Consider the following 19,061-nt stretch of genomic DNA (forward strand, 5'->3'; position numbering starts at 1 on the left):
AGAACGGGCGGGCACCCATCAGGGTGCCCGCCCGTTCTCAGGTCGGCGACGGGGTCAGGGACGACCGCGCAGGACTGCCTGCTTGACCTCGGCGATGGCCTTCGTGACCTCGATACCGCGGGGGCACGCCTCGGAGCAGTTGAAGGTCGTGCGGCAGCGCCAGACGCCCTCCTTGTCGTTGAGGATGTCGAGACGGACCGCAGCGTTGTCGTCGCGGGAGTCGAAGATGAACCGATGCGCATTCACGATCGCCGCCGGTCCGAAGTACTGTCCGTCGGTCCAGAAGACCGGGCACGACGAGGTGCATGCGGCGCACAGGATGCACTTGGTGGTGTCATCGAAGATCTCGCGATCGGCGATGCTCTGGACGCGCTCCTTGCCCTTCTCGGGCACCGAGTTCGCGACGAGGAACGGCTGCACCTCGCGGTACGACGCGAAGAAAGGCTCCATGTCGACGACGAGGTCCTTCTCGAGAGGCAGACCCTTGATCGCCTCGACGTAGATCGGCTTCGAGATGTCGAGATCCTTGATCAGCGTCTTGCAGGCGAGGCGGTTACGGCCGTTGATGCGCATGGCGTCGGAGCCGCAGATGCCGTGGGCGCACGAGCGCCGGAACGTCAGCGACCCGTCGACCTCCCACTTGATCTTGTGCAGTGCGTCGAGGACGCGGTCCGTGGAGTAGAGCTCCACGTCGTAGTCGACCCAGTGCGGCTCGGAGTCGATCTCGGGATCGAACCGGCGGATGTTGAACGTGACGATGAAGGACTGGATGCCCGTCTCCTCCGTCGTGTCCGCGGGAGCTTCGGCGATGGCGTTCGACATGCTCAGTACTTCCTCTCCATCGGCGGGTAGTTCAACTCGCCCTGCTCGTTCTTCGTGAAGACGACCGGCTTCCAGTCGAGCTTGATGTGATCGCTCGGAGTGGAGGAGTGCGGGTCACCCGTCAGGTAGGCCATCGTGTGCTGCATGTACTTCTCGTCGTCACGCGTGGGGAAGTCGTCGCGCATGTGGCCGCCACGGCTCTCCTCACGGTTCTGGGCCGCGTAGACGACGACCTCCGCGATGTCGAGGAGGAAGCCGAGCTCGACAGCCTCGAGCAGGTCGGTGTTGAACCGCTTGCCCTTGTCGTCGACGTGCACGTTCTTGTAGCGATCGCGCAGCTCGGCGATCACGCCGAGGACGTGCTCGAGCGAGTCGTGCGTGCGGAACACCTGCGCGCCCTTGTCCATCTCGTCCTGGAGCGCCTTGCGCAGGACGGCGATGCGCTCGGTTCCCTGGTTGTTGCGCAGGCCCTCGAGCATGTCGGAGACGAATGCCGCGGGGTTCTCGGGCAGCGGCACGAACTCGGCGGTCTTGACGTACTCCACCGCGTTGCGTCCTGCGCGCTTGCCGAACACGTTGATGTCGAGCAGCGAGTTGGTTCCGAGCCGGTTGGCGCCGTGCACCGAGACGCACGCGCATTCGCCGGCCGCGTAAAGGCCGGGCACGACGGTGGTGTTGTCGGCGAGCACCTCGGCGGCGTTGTTGGTGGGGATGCCGCCCATCGCGTAGTGCGCGGTCGGCATGACCGGAACCGGCTCCACGACCGGGTCGACGCCGAGGTACGTGCGTGCGAACTCGGTGATGTCGGGCAGCTTGGTCTCGAGGACCTCTGCGCCGAGGTGGGTGCAGTCGAGCAGCACGTAGTCCTTGTGCGGGCCGGCACCGCGGCCCTCCGCGACCTCCTGGACCATGCAGCGCGCGACGATGTCACGAGGCGCGAGGTCCTTGATGGTCGGAGCGTAGCGCTCCATGAAGCGCTCGCCCGATGCGTTGCGCAGGATCGCGCCCTCGCCTCGCGCTCCCTCGGTGAGGAGGATGCCGAGGCCGGCGAGACCTGTCGGGTGGAACTGGAAGAACTCGAGGTCCTCGAGGGGGAGGCCCTTGCGCCAGACGATGCCGACTCCGTCACCCGTCAGGGTGTGGGCGTTGGAGGTCGTCTTGAAGATCTTGCCGAAGCCGCCGGTCGCGAAGATCACGGCCTTGGCCTGGAACACGTGCAGCTCGCCCGTCGAGAGGTCGTAGGCGACGACGCCTGAGACCTGGGTCTTGCCGTCGGCATCCTTCACCGTGAGCAGATCGAGCACGTAGAACTCGTTGAAGAAGTTGATGCCGAGCTTGACGCAGTTCTGGAAGAGCGTCTGCAGGATCATGTGGCCGGTGCGGTCAGCGGCGTAGCAGGCCCGGCGCACCGGGGTCTTGCCGTGCTCGGCGGTGTGGCCGCCGAATCGACGCTGATCGATCTTGCCCTCGGGCGTGCGGTTGAAGGGGAGACCCATGTTCTCGAGGTCGATGACCGCGTCGATCGCCTCCTTGGCGAGGATCTCCGCCGCATCCTGGTCGACCAGGTAGTCGCCGCCCTTGACCGTGTCGAAGGTGTGCCACTCCCAGCTGTCCTCCTCGACGTTGGCCAGCGCCGCCGCCATGCCGCCCTGCGCCGCACCCGTGTGCGAGCGAGTGGGGTAGAGCTTGGAGATGACCGCGGTCTTCGCGCCGGAGCCGGCCTCGATGGCCGCTCGCATGCCGGCGCCGCCGGCGCCCACGATGACGATGTCGAACTGGTGGTAATGCACGCCGTCGCGCACGACGGAATCCTGGGTCTCGGTAGTCACTTCTCGTATGCCTTCTCTTCTACTTGCCCAGCGTCTGGCACTGTTCCCACAGTGTGCTCGACTCGGTCACGCCGAGGCACGGGTCGAAGGTGAAGACGACCAGGGTGCCGAGGATGATGAGCAGCGCCGCGGCCAGGCCGAGGGCCCAGGTCAGCGCCTTGCGAGCGGTGTTGTTCGTCACGTAGTCGTTGACGATCGTGCGCATGCCGTTGGCGCCGTGGATCAGTGCCAGCCACAGCATCAGGACGTCCCACCACTGCCAGAACGGCGTGGCGAACTTGCCCGCGATGAACGCGAAGTCGAGGGCATGGATGCCCTCGCCGACCATCAGGTTGATGAAGAGGTGGCCGAAGATCAGCACGACGAGCACGACGCCCGAGGCGCGCATGAACACCCAGCCCCACTTCTCGAGGTTGAAGCCGCGCTGACGGCGGATGGGCGCGGCGACGGTCTGAGCGGCCATCAGTGTCCTCCTCCGAAGCCGGCGAACGCGAGCATCAGGTGACGCGGCACGAAGCCGGCCATGATGATGCCCCAGACGAGGAGCACGCCCCAGAACAGCTGACGCTGGTACTTCGCGCCCTTCGACCAGAAGTCGACGGCGATGATGCGGAGGCCGTTCATCGCGTGGAACACGATGCCTGCGACCAGCACGACCTCGCCGAGGGCCATGATCGGGTTCTTGTAGGTTCCGATGACCGCGTTGTAGGCCTCGGGCGACACCCTGATGAGTGCAGTGTCGAGCACATGCACCAACAGGAAGAAGAAGATGGCGACTCCGGTGATGCGGTGAAGCACCCACGACCACATGCCCTCGCGACCCCGGTAGAGGGTGCCGCGCGGCGTCTTGGAAGTGGTTTCCGAAATCGACGGTGTCAAGCGAGCGCTTGTGGACACGGTCGTCCTCCCTGGATCGATGTGACTCGGTCGCGTGCGATGCGTCTTCCAAGCGTGAGCCTGCTGTCGTCAGGCACGGCCGATCGGACACCATCCTATTCCCGTGTGACGGGTGCGGGCGACGAAGGCGAGCCTAAGTGTCTCGATGTCGAGAGGTTTCGTCGGGATACCCTGACTCTGTGAGCGAACCTATCGAGGACTTCTACGCCGTCATTCCCGCCGGCGGCATCGGCAGCAGGCTGTGGCCTCTGTCCCGCGCGGACGCGCCGAAATTCCTGCACGACCTGACCGGCTCGGGGCACTCGCTGCTCCGGGACACCTGGGACCGGCTCGAGCCACTGGCCGGCGCCGATCGCATCGCCGTCGTCACCGGCCGGGCTCACCGGGCGGCGGTAGAGGCCGAACTGCCCGGAATACCGGATCTGAACGTCTTCCTCGAGTCCGAGCCGCGGGAGTCCGCCGCTGCGATCGGCCTCGCCGCGGCGATCCTGCACCGCCGTGATCCCGACGTCATCATCGGATCCTTCAGCGCCGACCATGTGATCCGCGGCACGCGGGTGTTCGAGTTCGCCGTGCGCGACGCCGTGGAGGTCGCGCGCGAGGGGTACATCTGCACGATCGGCATCTCGCCGACCGAGCCGGCCGTCGGCTTCGGCTACATCAAGAAGGGGCCGGAGCTGGTCGTCGACGGCGCGCGCGAGGCAGCCCTCGTCGAGAGCTTCGTAGAGAAGCCCGACCTCGCCACGGCTCAGGCGTACATCGCGGATCGCGGCTACCTCTGGAACGCGGGCATGTTCATCGCGAAGGCGAGCGTCCTCCTCGACGAACTCGCGGCCAACGAGCCGGAACTCCACGCCGGCCTGATCGAACTCGCCGAAGCCTGGGATGATCGCGATCGTCGGGGGTCTGCGGTCGATCGCATCTGGCCGGGACTGAAGAAGATCGCGATCGACTATGCGGTGGCCGAGCCGGCGGCACGTCGCGGACGCCTCGCGGTCGTGCCAGGACACTTCGACTGGGACGACGTCGGGGACTTCGCCTCCCTCACCAAGCTCATCACGAACGGGCGCAAGAACGATCTGGCCGTGCTCGGCCCGAACGCCAGGGTGCTCTCCGACGCGGCCAGCGGCATCCTGGTCAGTCAGACATCGAGGGTGATCAGCCTCGTGGGCGTGCAGGACATCGTCGTGGTCGACACACCGGACGCTCTGCTCGTGACGACGGTGCAGCACGCGCAGCGCGTGAAGGGCGTGGTGGAGTCCCTGAAGCTGACCGGACGGGGCGACGTGCTCTGATGAGCAGGGGTCGCCGCTCATCGGCTGTCTTGGTTTCAGGTTTGTAACCATTCGTCAGCGCCTCGCCCTCGCACGTGCACAAAAGTCGAAACACTAGGTAACTTTGAGCGATCCGCGAGGGCCGCGGCACCGTTCAGGAGGCATGAGTTGACCATCTCCACCACCAAGAAGCTGCTCGGCGCAACCATCGCCGCTGGCGTCGTCTTCGCACTCGCCGGCTGCGGCCAGGCTCCGACCGAATCGGGCGGCACCGGCGGCGGCGAGGCTGAGTCCGACTTCCTTCCCTGCCTCGTCTCGGACGCGGGCGGCTGGAACGACAAGTCGTTCAACCAGTCCGCCAAGGAGGGCATGGACCGTGCCGCTGACGAGCTCGGCGTCAAGCCGCTCGAGTTCGAGTCGGCCAACGACAACGACTACGCGCCCAACCTCGAGACCGCCGTCTCGGAAGGCTGCTCGCTCATCGTCGCCGTCGGCTTCAAGCTGTCGGCCGCGACCGTCGAGTCGGCGCTCGCGAACCCCGAGATCGACTACGCGATCATCGACGACTACGCGGACAACGACTTCGACGGCACCACCGATGCCCCGAACATCAAGCCCCTCGTCTTCGACACCGCTCAGGCCGCCTACCTCGGCGGATACGCCGCTGCCGGCTGGTCGGCTGAGTCCGGCGTGAACAAGGTCGGCACCTTCGGCGGAATGCAGATCCCGTCGGTCGCCGTGTTCATGGACGGCTTCCAGCTCGGTGTCGAGAAGTACAACGAGGACAAGTCGGGCGCCGTCGAGGTCTTCGGCTGGGACACCGCCACGCAGAAGGGCTCGTTCACCGGTGGCTTCGACGCCAACGACACGGCCAAGCAGACCGCTCAGGGCGTGCTCGACCAGGGCGTCGACGTCATCCTTCCCGTCGGCGGACCGATCTACCAGAGCGCTGCGGCGGCTATCGCGGACAGCGGCAAGGACACGCTCCTCGTCGGTGTCGACAGCGACCTCGCCGTCGCCGATGAGAGCGTGGCGGACGTCACCCTCTTCTCGATCATGAAGGCCATCGACGTCGCGGTCGAGGATGCGACGATCGCCGCGTCCGAGGGCGACTTCGACCCGGCTCCCTACGTCGGCACGCTCGAGAACGAGGGTGTGAAGCTCTCGGGCTTCGGTTCCTTCGAGGGTGACCTGCCCGACGGACTGCTCGACGAGATCTCGGCTCTGCAGGAGCAGATCATCGCCGGCGACATCACGGTGGAGTCCCCGAACTCCCCGTAATTCATCGAGTTCCAGCGCGGGGCGAGTGGTGCACGTGGCCACTCGCCCCGCGCCGTGGACGGACCATGACGACTGTTCACGGTGCATCCGGGTGATCCCCGTGCGATGCGCCGGAGATTCTTCGGACTCCTCTGGATGACACTTCTGGATAAGGTGCAGATATGAAGCTCGAACTTCGCGGTATCACCAAGCGGTTCGGAACCCTGGTGGCCAACGACCACATCGACCTGGTGGTCGAACCGGGTCAGATCCATGCGCTGCTCGGTGAGAACGGCGCAGGCAAGTCCACCCTGATGAACGTGCTCTACGGCCTCTATCAGGCCGACGAGGGCGAGATCCTCCTGGACGACGTCGTCCAGCGGTTCCGAGGCCCCGGCGACGCCATGAACGCCGGCATCGGAATGGTGCACCAGCACTTCATGCTCGTCCCCGTCTTCACGGTCGCCGAGAACGTGATGCTCGGCCACGAGCAGACCAAGGGACTCGGCACCCTCGACATCACGAAGGCGCGTGAGCACGTCCGCGCCGTCGCCGCCCGCTTCGGCTTCGACATCGACCCCGACGCGATCGTGGGCGATCTGCCCGTCGGCGTGCAGCAGCGGGTCGAGATCATCAAGGCGCTCTCGCGCGACGCGAAGGTCCTGGTCTTCGACGAGCCCACGGCCGTGCTCACGCCGCAGGAGACCGACGAGCTGATGGGCATCATGCGTCAGCTCCGCGACGAGGGCACGGCCATCGTCTTCATCACCCACAAGCTCCGCGAGGTGCGCGAGGTCGCCGACACCATCACGATCGTCCGCCTCGGCAAGATCGTCGGCGAGGCGTCGCCGTCCGCGACCAACGCGGAGCTCGCCTCCCTCATGGTCGGACGCGCCGTCGAGCTGACGGTGCACAAGGATCCGCCGCGGCTCGGCGAAGGCGGCCTCGAGGTCTCGGGGCTCCGGGTGCTCACCGCCGCGGGAGCGATCGTCGTCGACGGCGTCGACTTCTCCGTGCGACCCGGCGAGGTGCTCGCCGTCGCCGGCGTGCAGGGCAACGGTCAGACCGAGCTGGTCGAGGCCATCGTCGGCCTCGCGGCGAGGGTCGAGGGATCGATCACCCTCGGCGGCGCGGAACTGGTCGGCAAGAGCGTGCGGGGCATCCTCGACGCCGGTGTCGGCTTCGTTCCGGAGGACCGCACGGAGGACGGGCTCGTGGCCGGGTTCTCGGTGGCGGAGAACCTGATCCTCGACCGCACGGGCGACGCCGACTTCAGCCGTGGTGGGACCATCCGCCGTGCCGCGCTCGACGACTTCGCCCGCGCGCGGATCAGCGAGTACGACATCCGGACCCAGGGACCGCACACGCCGGCCGGCACGCTCTCGGGCGGAAACCAGCAAAAGGTCGTGATCGCCCGCGAGATGAGTCGCGAGCTGAAGCTGCTCGTGGCTGCGCAGCCGACCCGCGGAGTCGATGTCGGCTCCATCGAGTTCATCCACAAGCGGATCATCGAGACCAGGGATGCGGGAATCCCCGTGGTCGTCGTCTCGACCGAGCTCGATGAGGTCGCGGCTCTCGCCGACCGCATCGCGGTCATGTACAGAGGCACCATCGTCGGGATCGTTCCCGGCGACACCCCGCGCGAGACGCTGGGACTGATGATGGCGGGCGCCGCCGAGGGAGAGGTGGCCGCATGAGCGGTATCACGCCACAGGGGAGTGGACCGGCGGGCGACGTGTCCGGCGACCAGCTCTCGCTGAACACGACCACGACGCAGCGCGACACGGGTGACGTCCCGCCGCCGCCGCGCGGCAACGTGATCCTCAAGGAGATGCTCCGCGGCAGCGCCGTCACGACGATCCTCGCGATCTTCCTCGCGCTGGTGGTCGGCGGCATCCTCATCGCCTTCACCAACGAAGACGTGATCGAGGCCTCCGGGTACTTCTTCTCGCGTCCGACCGACACGATCGCCGCCGCATGGAACGCCGTCTACAACGGCTATGAGGCGCTGTTCCGCGGAGCGATCTTCAACGCACGAGGTGCGGACTTCGCCGCTCAGATCCGTCCGCTGACCAACACTCTCGGATTCGCCGCGCCGCTGATCGCCGCCGGTCTCGGTGTCGCCCTCGCGTTCCGCGTCGGTCTGTTCAACATCGGTGCCCGCGGCCAGATGCTGATCGGCGTCGCCGCGGCAGGACTCCTCACGTTCCAGCTCGACCTGCCGTTCTGGCTGCACATCCCCGTGACGCTGATCGCCGGCATCGCCGGTGGTGCGCTGTGGGGGGCGATCGCCGGTCTGCTGAAGGCACGCACGGGCGCCCACGAGGTCATCCTCACGATCATGCTCAACTATGTGGCGTACTACCTGCTGCTGTGGATGATCCGCACCCCCGGACTGCTCCAGAAGCCCGGAACGAACCAGGCGCTCGGCTATGCCACTCCTGAGAGCGCGCAGTTCCCCTCGCTCCTCGGCCCGCAGTTCCCTCTGCTCGACCTCGGATTCGTGATCGTCATCATCGCGACCCTGTTCGTCTGGTGGCTGATCGAGCGCTCCTCCCTCGGCATGCGGATGCGCGCCGTGGGCGAGAACCCGCACGCCGCGCGTGCGGCCGGCATCAGCGTCCAGCGCGTCTACGTCTACGCCATGCTCCTCGCCGGTGGTCTCGCCGGTCTCGCGGGCATGAACCAGGTGCAGGGCGCCGTCACGACCGGCATCACCGAGACGATCGACGCCGGCATCGGCTTCGACGCCATCACGGTCGCACTGCTCGGCCGCAGTCGCGCCTGGGGCACGTTCGCGGCCGGCATCCTGTTCGGCGCACTGAAGGCAGGCTCGTTCTCGATGCAGGCTCAGGACATCCCGGTCGACATCGTGCTCGTCGTGCAGTCGCTCGTCGTGCTGTTCATCGCCGCGCCGCCGCTGCTGCGCACGGTGTTCTTCCTTCCCAAGACCGACGCGGAGAAGGCGGCCAAGGCGAGAGCCAAAGCCGCGAAGAAGGCGGTGACCGCATGACCTCCCTCGTCCAGAGCGAAGCCGCCGACGGAACCGTGCAGCTCGCCACCGTGCGCGAGCGGCACCTGAAGGCGCCGATCGTCCTCGCCGCAGCCACGGTGCTGCTGGCGCTCCTCTTCCTGCTCGTGCCTCGCAGCGGCACCAGCAGCTTCCGGCTGAACGACCCGTCGTCGCCGTTCGCACTGCCCGATATCGCTCTGCCGACCGGGCCGACCAGCTGGGTCGTGATCGTGATCCTCGCGCTGCTGTCGGTGCTCGCGTTCCTTCGGGCATGGTCGTATCGCAAGCCGTCGATCTGGCTGGTGATCGCGTTCAGCGTGCTCGCCGTCTTCGGTTTCCTCGTGTGGGCGGGCGCGGGCGGACTCGTGCCCGTCAGCAGCCTGCTCTTCGGAGCCGTCTCGCTCTCCGTCCCGCTCGTGTTCGGTGCGCTCGGCGGCGTCATCGGCGAGCGCGCGGGTGTGGTCAACGTCGCGATCGAGGGTCAGCTCCTGCTCGGAGCGTTCGCGGCCGCTCTGCTCTCGAGCGTCACGGGCAGCCCGTTCGTCGGACTCCTCGGAGCGATGCTGGGCGGCGTGCTCGTCGCCGCGGTGCTGGCCGCATTCGCGATCAAGTACCTCGTCGAGCAGGTCATCGTCGGAGTCGTGCTCAACGTGCTCGTCAGCGGCCTCACCGGATTCCTCTACGGCGCACTGCTCGCGCCGAACGAGGCCGCCCTCAACACGCCGGTGCGCTTCAGCCGCATCGAGATCCCGCTGCTGAGCGACATCCCCATCATCGGCCCGGTGCTCTTCAACCAGACCTTCATCGTGTACCTGATGTTCATCACCGTCGCGATCGTCGCCTGGGGGCTCTACCGCACGAAGTGGGGACTCCGCGTCCGTGCGGTCGGCGAGCACCCGCAGGCCGCGGACACGGTCGGCATCAAGGTCAATGCGACCCGGTTCTGGAATGTGCTGCTCGCGGGCGCGATCGCCGGAATCGGTGGAGCGTACTTCACGCTGGTCTCGGTGCCGCAGTTCGGCAAGGACATGACGGCCGGCCTCGGCTTCATCGCCCTCGCCGCGGTGATCTTCGGCCGGTGGGATCCGATCCGCGCGACGCTCGCGGCGCTGCTGTTCGGCTTCGCCACGAACCTGCAGAACCTGCTGTCGATCCTCAAGACCCCCATCCCCGGCGAGTTCATGCTGATGCTCCCGTATGTCGTGACGCTGCTCGCGGTCGCCGGTTTCGCCGGTCAGATCCGCGGTCCGGCAGCCAGCGGCAAGCCGTACATCAAGTCCTAGGAGAGACATGACAGACATCGACTGGGACGAGCTCCGTCAGGTCGCGACCGACGCGATGACCAAGGCCTATGCGCCGTACTCCCGCTACCGGGTCGGAGCCGCCGCGCTCGTCGGAGACGGCCGCATCGTGGCCGGCTGCAACGTCGAGAACGCCTCGTACGGGGTGACGCTGTGCGCCGAGTGCGCGCTGGTGGGCGACCTGCACATGTCGGGCGGCGGCCAGCTCGTCGCCTTCGTGTGCGTCAACAACGACGGGCAGACCATCATGCCGTGCGGCCGTTGCCGTCAGCTGCTCTACGAACACGCGATGCCCGGAATGCTGCTGGAGACCGTCTCCGGCATCCGGACCATCGACGAAGTACTGCCGGACGCCTTCGGCCCCCGAGACCTGGAGGACGCCCGATGAGCGTTGAGCCCTTCGACGCCGTCGATGTGATCCGTGCCAAGCGCGACGGCGGTGCGGTGCCCGAGAAGGCGCTGCGCTGGATGGTCGACGCCTACACCCGCGGCTACGTCTCGGACGCACAGATGGCGTCGTTCGCGATGGCGATCTTCCAGCGCGGCATGGAGCGCGACGAGATCCGCGTGCTGACCGACGCGATGATCGCGTCGGGGGAGCGGATGAGCTTCGCGACCCTCGGCAAGAAGACGGTCGACAAGCACTCCACGGGCGGCGTCGGCGACAAGATCACTCTTCCGCTCGCTCCGCTCGTCGCGGTCTTCGGAGTGGCGGTCCCGCAGCTCTCCGGTCGCGGTCTCGGCCACACCGGCGGAACGCTCGACAAGCTCGAGTCGATCCCCGGCTGGCGCGCCGCGCTCAGCAACGAGGAGATGTTCGCCCAGATGCAGGGCGATGTGGGCGCCGTGATCTGCGCGGCAGGCTCAGGCCTCGCGCCCGCCGACAAGAAGCTCTACGCGCTGCGCGACGTCACCGGCACCGTCGAGGCGATCCCGCTGATCGCCTCGAGCATCATGTCGAAGAAGATCGCCGAGGGCACCGACGCTCTCGTGCTCGACGTGAAGTTCGGCTCCGGTGCGTTCATGCAGGACATCGACCGGGCACGCGAGCTCGCGCGCACCATGGTCGCACTCGGCACGGACTCCGGCGTCGCCACCACCGCCCTCCTCACGGACATGAACGTGCCGCTCGGTCGCGCGATCGGCAACGCGAACGAGGTTCGCGAGTCCGTCGAGGTGCTCGCCGGAGGAGGACCCGCCGACGTCCGCGAACTGACGATCGCCCTGGCGCGCGAGATGCTCTCGCTCGCAGGACAGCCGGATGCCGACGTGGAGGCCGCTCTCGACGACGGACGCGCGATGGACGGGTGGAAGGCCATGATCCGCGCTCAGGACGGCGACCCCGACGCACCGCTGCCCACGGCCCGCGAGACCCATGTGGTCACGGCTCCCCGCGACGGCGTGGTGTCGCAGATGGACGCGCTGCCGTTCGGCATCGCGGCGTGGCGTCTCGGTGCGGGGCGCGCGCGGGCTGAGGACCCGGTGATCTTCGAGGCCGGGATCGACCTGCACGCCAAGCCCGGTGATCGAGTCGCGGCCGGACAGCCCTTGTTCACGCTCTCGGCAGCCGACGAGGCTCGGTTCCCCCGCGCTCTCGAGGCGCTCGAGGGGTCCTGGGCGATCGGCGACGAGGCTCCGGCCGCAGGGCCGATCGTGCGGGAGCGCATCACGGCCTGATCCGCCGACCGCTAGCCTGAACAGAGCGAATCCGCGACCGAGAGGAATCCCCATGTCGATCGACGCGAACGGCGATGTCACCATCCAGGGGGCATCCCTGCGCAGCCTTCCCAAGGTGTCGCTGCACGACCATCTCGACGGCGCGGTGCGACCCTCGACGATCATCGAGCTGGCGGATGTCATCGGGCTCGAGGTTCCCGAATCGAAGCCGGCCGCTCTCGGCAGGTGGATCGCGAAGCAGGGCGACTCGGGCTCGCTGGTGGAGTACCTCAAGACCTTCGATCTGACCACGGCTGTGATGCAGACGCAGGAGGGCCTGACCCGTGTCGCTCGCGAGTTCGTGCAGGATCTCGCGCACGACGGCGTGATCTACGGCGAGGTGCGCTGGGCGCCCGAGCAGCATCTCACGCGTGGGCTCACCCTCGAGCAGACCGTCGAGGCTGTGCAGCAGGGGATCGAGGAGGGTGAGGACGCCGCTGATCGCGACGGCCACAGCATCCGCGTCGGTCAGCTGATCACCGCCATGCGCCACACAGACCGCTCGCGCGAGATCGCCGAGCTCGCCGTCGGCTTCCGCGGACGCGGGGTCGTCGGCTTCGACATCGCCGGTCCCGAGGACGGATTCCCGGCGTCGAACCATCGCTCCGCCTTCGACTACCTCGCGGAGAACTTCTTCCCCGTGACCGTCCACGCGGGGGAGGCTGCCGGGCCGGACTCGATCCGCTCGGCGCTCATCGACGGGCGAGCGCTGCGACTCGGCCACGGCGTGCGCATCGCCGAGGACCTGCAGGTCATCACGCAGGAGGGCGACGAGGTGCAGGTCCAGTTCGGCGACCTCGCCCGCTGGGTGCGAGACCGAGAGATCCCGCTCGAGCTGTCCCCGTCGTCGAATCTGCAGACCGGCGCGATCGCGTCGTGGGGCAACACGCTCGCCGACCATCCCTTCGACCTGCTCTACCAGCTCGGCTTCGCCGTGACGGTCAACGTCGACAACCGCACCATGAGCGCGACCTCGCTCACCCGGGAGCTGTCGCTCCTGGTCGAGGCGTTCGAGTACGATCTCGACGATCTCGAGACCTTCCAGTTCAACGCGGCGGCCGGAGCCTTTCTGCCCGTCGAGGAGCGCGAGGAACTTGTCGAGATGATCGCCGACGGATTCGACATCTAGATCATGGCTTCCGGGGGGAAGCGACGCCGTATCGGCGTCGCAGTGATCGTCAGCGCCGTCGTCATCGTCGTCGGCGGTGCAATCGCGGCCTTCTCATGGTCGACCCGAGTGCCCGAGGTGCTCGTGCCGCGAGCGGGCGGCGACGCCATCGAGCGTCCGCTGACACCCGCGCAGCAGCTCGTCGCGGATGCCGGCGACCCGCTCGCGTGCGCGGTGAGCTTCATCGGCGACGGTGCGCCGCAGGAACCGATGCTGCAGCGGCAGGATGCACTGTACGTGGCGCTTCCGATACCGGCGCAGGACGGTCGGGTGTTCGCCGGCTGGTACTCGACCGCAGCGGATGCCGCCGGGGGCACGGTCGCCGCGCGGATCAACGGAGCCGACCCCGTCGTGTGCGTCGATCAGCAGATCGAGCTCTTCGCGGCGTGGACGACGCCCGAGGCGAATGCCGCGGCGGACGTGCAGGTCCCGATCCTGATGTACCACCAGTTCACCTCGAACCCCGAGGGCGAGACCGGCTGGCTCCGCGGCAACTACGCGTACATCGGCGACTTCGAGGCGCAGATGAACCACATCGCGACGACGGGCTTCTACCTGCCGACCTGGGATGAGCTCAGCGCGTTCATCGACGGTCGACTGTCGCTGCCTGCTCGTTCGGTGATCATCACCGACGACGACGCCGACCAGAGTTGGTTCGACCTCGCGGTTCCGGTGATCGATGCGCACAGGCTGCTGTCGACCTCGTTCATGATCACCGCCGACCGCCAGGACCCCGCGCCGTCGATGTACGTCCTTCGCAGATCTCACACGCACGACATGCATCAGGCCGGCGACAACGGCAAGGGCCGGATGGTGAACTGGACGGCGGACGAGATCGCCGCCGATCTGAACGCATCCGCCGACGTGCTCGGGGTGCGCGAGGTGATCGCGTATCCGTTCGGTCACTTCGACGACACGTCGAAGCAGGGCGTCGCTCAGGCCGGGTTCGAGATGGCGCGGACCATCGAGCCCGGGTATGCCGAGATCGGCACGGACAAGCTCGCCCTGCCCGTCGTGCGGATCGACTACGGCATGGGGTTGGACTCGCTCATCAAGCGGATCGGCTGAACCGGGGTCTCGGACGGCAGGATGTACTCATGACCGCCACCGTCTTCATAGCCGGACCGGCATCGTGGAACTCGATCGTCGTGCTCGATCGATTGCCTGAGCCGGTGCCGCACATGCAGTTCGCCGAGGAGACCTGGGAGACCGTCGGCGGCACGAGCGCGGGGAAGGCCCTCACGCTCGCCTCGCTCGGGCGCTCCGCTCTGCTGTACGCCCTCACCGCGGCGGATGAACCGGGACACCGCGTGCGCGATGCGCTCGCACATGCCGGTGTGCGTGCACGGTGGGGAACGGGCGACGCCACCGAGCGCCATCTGAACCTCATGACCCGCGAGGGCAAGCGAGTCTCGCTGTATCTCGCGTCCCCCTCGGCGACGGACGGGAGAGATGACTCAGCTCTGCACACCGCGATGAGCGGCGCTGAGGTGATCGTGCTCGACCTCGCGGCCGAGCCGCTGCGACTCCTCCCCGCGGCCGTCGCGACCGGGCGCCCGATCTGGGTCGACGTGCACGACTACGACGGCGAATCCGAGTTCCACCGGCCCTTCCTCGCTGCAGCGCAGGCCGTGTTCTGCAACGCCGACCGTCTGGCCGATCCGGTGCGCTTCCTCCGGTCATGCGTCGCTGGCGGCGCCTCGCTCGCCGTGTGCACCCTGGGCGCCGACGGGGCGGTCGCGATCGACGCAGACGGCACCGAACACCATGTCGCAGCCGTGCCGGTCGATGTCGTCGACACCAATGGCGCGGGCGACGCGTTCCTGGCCGGCGTCCTCGATGCCCGGCTCTCGGGGGCCTGCGTTCCGGACGCCCTCACTGCGGGCTCACGCGCGGCGGCATCCGTGCTGGGCACACGGCACCTGCATCCGCTGCTCGACCCCGTCATCGGCTGAGCGGAGCAGTCGACGCTGCTCAGCGCGCGGCGACGTCCGCCATGAAGGCATCGAGGATCTCAGAGACCTGTGCGTGCATCTCGTCGCTCGAGATCGTCGGCTCGCCGTCACCGGCCTGGGGCCCGTAGTCGCCGAACGACGCGTGCGACGCTCCCTCGATCTCGACCATCTCGGCGTCGGCCGGCAGGAGGTCACGAGCATCGGCGATCTTCTCGGGCGTCGACAGTCCGTCCTCGCTGCCCGAGATGCTGAGAACGGCGAGATCGGTGTCCGACACGTCCGTCGCACAGTAGGAGCCGAACAGCACGAGTGCCTCGGCATCCGCGGCGAGCTGGCACGCGCGCACGCCGCCCAGCGAGTGTCCGCCGACCGCCCAGTCATCGATGTCGGGGGCCGCAGAGGTGAAGGAGTCGAGACCGCGCAGATCGAAGAACGCGAGGTTCAGCCACGGGCGGGTGATCACCACCGTGACGCCCTCTTCGGCGAGGCTCTGCAGGATCGGTGCGTACGCCCACGGATCGACCTTCGCACCGGGCACGAACACCAGGCCGAGGTCTGATTCGCCGTCGGCCGGGGTGAGCACGATCCCCTGCTCTGTGTCCTCGACATGGATGGCGGAGTTGTCCTCGACGCTGGCGAGCGGATCCTTCTCGGCCGACATGACGCCGATCTGGCTCCAGGCGAGTATTCCGACGATGCCGATCACGAGGACGCCGACGACTCCCCAGAGAATCACTTTCAGGACACGACGACCACGCTTCTTCTGCACTCGCCCCACGTTACGGGGTGCGGATGTGAGCGAGCTCGGGGTGCGGCCGCTCGAGCGCCGACCGCTCGCGTCGCACCGCACCCCGATATGCGTCCTTGTTCACGTAGTAGGCCATGCGGTCGAGGCGCAGGTATCGGTAGCCGCCGGTCAGATCGGGCCACGGCTCGGAGGTCACCCGATCGCGGAATCGCACCGCCCGAGGCGGATCGTTCTCCGCCGCGTCCAGGTATGCGGCCAGCAGCTCCGCCTGCTCGTACCGCCCCTGCCAGCCGATGCCGGACGCCTCGATCATGCCCATCACGAAGAGACCGTTGAACGATGCGGGGAAGACGTGGAGGAACAGCCGTGGTGCCGCGCCGCTCCAGTGCAGGTGCTGTGGGTCGACGAACGGGTAGTCGAGCCGGTATCCGGTCGCGAGCAGGAGCAGATCGTAGTCGTCGGACGTCCCGTCCCGGAAGCGCACGGTCGTGCCGTCGAGGCGCTCCACATCGGGGCGGATACGCAGGTCCCCCTGCCCGAGGTGATTGAGGATCATCGTGTTGACGATCGGATGAGCCTCGTAGATGCGGTAGTCGGGCTTCGGGAAGCCGAAGCGCGCAGGGTCGCCGGTGAACGCCCGGAGCACCCGGCTGTCGACCGCCTGCTTGACGCGCGCGGGCAGGGGACGGCCCTGATTCAGGGTGTCGCTCGGCCTGCCGAACAGATAGCGCGGGACGAAGTAATAGCCGCGGCGGACGCTCATGTCGACCGAGGAGGCGTGGTGCACGGCATCCACCGCGATGTCGCACCCCGAGTTCCCCGCTCCGATCAGCAGCACACGCCGGCCGGTGAGCTGTGCGGCCGACCTGTACTCGCTCGTGTGCATGATCTCGCCGCTGAATTCTCCGGCGAAGGTCGGCACGTTCGGTTCGGCGAGCGTGCCGTTCGCGAGCACGACGCCGGCGTACCACCGGGTCTCTTCGCCGTCGGGCCCCGAGCTCGTGAGATCCCAGCCGTCGTCCCGCGGCTCGAGCCGCGTGACGGTCGTCTCGAACCGGAAGAGCCCGGTGAGACCGAAGTGCTCGGCATAGTCCTCGAAGTACTGTCGCAGCGTCCGATGGTCGGGGTAGTCGACGGTCGAACGCATGGGGTACTCGGCGAACTCGGTCGTCGTGCGCGACGAGATCAGATGCGCGGACTCGTACATCGTGCTGCGGGGGTTGTCGATGTCCCACAGACCGCCCACGCCGGTCGAGGCCTCGTACCCGTCGATCCCGATACCGCGCTTCGTCAGCGCCCGAGCGGCGGCGAGGCCCGACGGACCTGCACCGATGACGGCGTATCTGTTCATGCTGCTCCCGCACCTCGCTGTGCTCGCCACTGCGCCCTCCGCCGATCGTATCGGCAGAGGGCGCAGAACACGGCGTGCGACGTCGTCAGGAGGCGTTCAGTGCTGTCTGACGGGAGACGACTGCGTCGCGGACCGCCGGGAACAGCGGATGCTCGGGGTCGAGCCCCGTTGCGGACGAGGTGAACGCCAGCGCATCCTCCGTGTGCAGGAGCTGCTGCAGCTCGACCGCCTGCTCGTCATCGGGATCCTCGAACTCGAGGGCTGCGGTGACCGCGCCGACCAGCGCGATCGTGGAGAGCCCTCTCTCGGCGGCCATCGCCGCCGGTCCGATGAAGCGCTCGTGTCGGGAGATCTTGCGCAACGGCTGACGGCCGACCCGCTGCACGGTGTCGACGAGCGCCGGATTGCGGAACCGCTCGAGGATCGTCGCTCGGTACGCGGCCAGTTCGGCCGGGTCGAGCCCGTGTTCGGCGACCAGCACCGCGGACGTCTCCTCGAGAGCGGCCGAGACGCGTGCGGCGATGTCGGGGTCGGCCAGGGCGTCGGAGATGCGCTCGATGCCGGCCCGTGCGCCGAAGTACGCCGTGGCGGCGTGGCCGGTGTTCACCGTGAAGAGCTTGCGCTCGATGTACGGGGCGAGATCGTCGACGAAATGAGCGCCGGGAATGTTCGGCAGCGCGCCGCCGAAGGCCTGGGATTCGATCGCCCACTCGAAGTACGGCTCGACCGTGACGTCGACGCCGCCGTCTGCGGGCTGACCGGGGACGATGCGGTCGACGGCGGTGTTCGCGAACACCGCACGCGCCAGCAGCTCCTCGGCATCCGCGCCCGCCGCCTTCTCGATCTCCGCCCGGAGGGTGTCCGTCGCCCCGATCGCGTTCTCGCAGGCCATGACCTGCAGGGGAGCGGCTCCGGCAGGGCGCAGGGCGAGGCCCGCGAGGATCGTGGGGGCGACGAAGCGCAGCACGGTCGGTCCGACCGCCGTCGTGACCACGTCGGCGGTCGCGACCTCGTCGGCCACGGCATCCGGATCGGTCCTGCTGTTGACCGCCCGGAAGCCGGTCACCACGTGGTCGGTGCCGCCGGGTCCGGCCTCGTGCACCGTGTACGAATCGACGGCGTTGATGGCGTCGACGAGAGCGTCGGCGACATCGGAGAACACGACCTCGTATCCACCCTCGTGCAGGAGCAGCCCCACGAATCCGCGGCCGATGTTGCCCGCGCCGAAGTGCACGGCCTTCATCAGTCGTTCACCGCCGAGAGCAGGGCGTACAGCTCGTCGGGCGTCTGCGCCGCGTTGAGCTTCGCGACGTCGTCCTCATCGGAGAACAGGATCGCGATCTGCGAGAGGATCTCGAGGTGCTCGTCGCCACGGCCGGCGATGCCGACGACGAACGTCGCGGCCTCCCCGTCCCAGTCGACTCCGCCGTCGTAGCGGACGACAGACAGCGCGGATCCGAGGATCGCATCCTTGGCGTCGTTCGTGCCGTGCGGAATCGCCAGACCGTTGCCCATGTAGGTCGAGACCGTCTGCTCGCGCTGACGCATCGCGTCGACATAGGCGGGGGTGACGGCGCCTGCCGCGACGAGGATGTCGGTCGCCTCCTGGAGGGCTTCCTCCTGCGTGCTGCTCCCGGAGTGGATGCGGACCTGATCGAGGGTGAGAACGCTCATGGTGATTCCTTCTTTCTGAGTATGTGGAGGCGGGGCGGATGCCGCAGCACCCG

The 19,061-nt window shown here is 67.7% G+C and carries 18 protein-coding genes; 10 read left to right on the top strand and 8 right to left on the bottom strand.

Annotation, left to right across the window (positions count from 1 at the left end; genetic code table 11):
- Positions 1-54 precede the first annotated feature (54 nt).
- The 4 genes from ACZZZF_RS17865 to sdhC are packed head-to-tail and all read right to left on the bottom strand — an operon-like array spanning position 55 to position 3,548.
- Positions 55-822 (bottom strand): succinate dehydrogenase iron-sulfur subunit, encoded by a 768-nt coding sequence (locus ACZZZF_RS17865; protein WP_053097029.1) that lies wholly within the window; start codon positions 820-822, stop codon positions 55-57.
- Between the two features lie 2 nt (positions 823-824).
- Entirely contained in the window at positions 825-2,651 is a 1,827-nt protein-coding gene (gene sdhA, locus ACZZZF_RS17870; RefSeq protein WP_053097027.1) for a succinate dehydrogenase flavoprotein subunit, read from the bottom strand.
- Between the two features lie 19 nt (positions 2,652-2,670).
- Entirely contained in the window at positions 2,671-3,114 is a 444-nt protein-coding gene (locus ACZZZF_RS17875; RefSeq protein WP_053097025.1) for a succinate dehydrogenase hydrophobic membrane anchor subunit, read from the bottom strand.
- Positions 3,114-3,548: a succinate dehydrogenase, cytochrome b556 subunit gene (sdhC, locus tag ACZZZF_RS17880; RefSeq protein WP_072591539.1), complete on the bottom strand. Its 435-nt coding sequence runs from the start codon at positions 3,546-3,548 to the stop codon at positions 3,114-3,116. Before sdhC ends, ACZZZF_RS17875 begins: the two co-directional genes overlap by 1 nt.
- A gap of 179 nt (positions 3,549-3,727) precedes the next feature.
- Between sdhC and ACZZZF_RS17885 the strand changes: the two genes are divergently transcribed.
- The 10 genes from ACZZZF_RS17885 to ACZZZF_RS17930 all read left to right on the top strand — a co-directional run bounded on the left by ACZZZF_RS17885 (position 3,728) and on the right by ACZZZF_RS17930 (position 15,235).
- Complete coding sequence (locus tag ACZZZF_RS17885; protein WP_053097023.1) at positions 3,728-4,843, top strand: mannose-1-phosphate guanylyltransferase; 1,116 nt, start codon at positions 3,728-3,730, stop codon at positions 4,841-4,843.
- Between the two features lie 147 nt (positions 4,844-4,990).
- A complete protein-coding gene (locus tag ACZZZF_RS17890; protein WP_463499823.1) occupies positions 4,991-6,103 on the top strand; it encodes a BMP family lipoprotein in 1,113 nt (370 codons plus the stop codon).
- Between the two features lie 161 nt (positions 6,104-6,264).
- Entirely contained in the window at positions 6,265-7,779 is a 1,515-nt protein-coding gene (locus ACZZZF_RS17895; RefSeq protein WP_053097019.1) for an ABC transporter ATP-binding protein, read from the top strand.
- The gene (locus ACZZZF_RS17900) at positions 7,776-9,095 is read left to right on the top strand and encodes an ABC transporter permease (RefSeq protein ID WP_053097017.1); all 1,320 of its coding nucleotides are present in this window, start codon (positions 7,776-7,778) and stop codon (positions 9,093-9,095) included. The genes ACZZZF_RS17895 and ACZZZF_RS17900 overlap by 4 nt, the downstream gene beginning before the upstream one ends.
- Complete coding sequence (locus ACZZZF_RS17905; RefSeq protein WP_056280054.1) at positions 9,092-10,378, top strand: ABC transporter permease; 1,287 nt, start codon at positions 9,092-9,094, stop codon at positions 10,376-10,378. Before ACZZZF_RS17900 ends, ACZZZF_RS17905 begins: the two co-directional genes overlap by 4 nt.
- A 7-nt stretch (positions 10,379-10,385) precedes the next feature.
- Positions 10,386-10,784 carry a cytidine deaminase gene (locus ACZZZF_RS17910; RefSeq protein ID WP_042536471.1) on the top strand — a complete coding sequence of 133 codons (399 nt, stop codon included), beginning with the start codon at positions 10,386-10,388 and terminating at the stop codon, positions 10,782-10,784.
- Positions 10,781-12,073, top strand: coding sequence for a thymidine phosphorylase (locus tag ACZZZF_RS17915; RefSeq protein WP_053097013.1), 1,293 nt, complete (start codon positions 10,781-10,783; stop codon positions 12,071-12,073). The genes ACZZZF_RS17910 and ACZZZF_RS17915 overlap by 4 nt, the downstream gene beginning before the upstream one ends.
- A gap of 52 nt (positions 12,074-12,125) precedes the next feature.
- On the top strand, positions 12,126-13,241 hold the full coding sequence (locus ACZZZF_RS17920; RefSeq protein ID WP_295103347.1) for an adenosine deaminase: 1,116 nt from the start codon (positions 12,126-12,128) through the stop codon (positions 13,239-13,241).
- Between the two features lie 3 nt (positions 13,242-13,244).
- On the top strand, positions 13,245-14,348 hold the full coding sequence (locus tag ACZZZF_RS17925; protein ID WP_463499825.1) for a polysaccharide deacetylase family protein: 1,104 nt from the start codon (positions 13,245-13,247) through the stop codon (positions 14,346-14,348).
- Between the two features lie 29 nt (positions 14,349-14,377).
- A complete protein-coding gene (locus ACZZZF_RS17930) occupies positions 14,378-15,235 on the top strand; it encodes a carbohydrate kinase family protein (protein ID WP_463499827.1) in 858 nt (285 codons plus the stop codon).
- Between the two features lie 19 nt (positions 15,236-15,254).
- On the opposite strand, the gene ACZZZF_RS17935 is transcribed toward ACZZZF_RS17930, so the two are convergent.
- The 4 genes from ACZZZF_RS17935 to ACZZZF_RS17950 all read right to left on the bottom strand — a co-directional run bounded on the left by ACZZZF_RS17935 (position 15,255) and on the right by ACZZZF_RS17950 (position 19,008).
- Positions 15,255-16,004, bottom strand: a complete 750-nt coding sequence (locus tag ACZZZF_RS17935) for an alpha/beta hydrolase (RefSeq protein WP_082297854.1) — start codon at positions 16,002-16,004, stop codon at positions 15,255-15,257.
- A 10-nt stretch (positions 16,005-16,014) separates the two neighbouring features.
- Entirely contained in the window at positions 16,015-17,334 is a 1,320-nt protein-coding gene (locus tag ACZZZF_RS17940; protein WP_463499829.1) for a flavin-containing monooxygenase, read from the bottom strand.
- Positions 17,335-17,419: 85 nt separating this feature from the next.
- The gene (locus tag ACZZZF_RS17945) at positions 17,420-18,577 is read right to left on the bottom strand and encodes a mannitol-1-phosphate 5-dehydrogenase (RefSeq protein WP_463499831.1); all 1,158 of its coding nucleotides are present in this window, start codon (positions 18,575-18,577) and stop codon (positions 17,420-17,422) included.
- Positions 18,577-19,008 carry a PTS sugar transporter subunit IIA gene (locus tag ACZZZF_RS17950; RefSeq protein WP_056280066.1) on the bottom strand — a complete coding sequence of 144 codons (432 nt, stop codon included), beginning with the start codon at positions 19,006-19,008 and terminating at the stop codon, positions 18,577-18,579. The genes ACZZZF_RS17945 and ACZZZF_RS17950 overlap by 1 nt, the downstream gene beginning before the upstream one ends.
- Positions 19,009-19,061 lie beyond the last annotated feature (53 nt).

The sequence above is a fragment of the Microbacterium sp. AC215 genome (assembly GCF_979258645.1).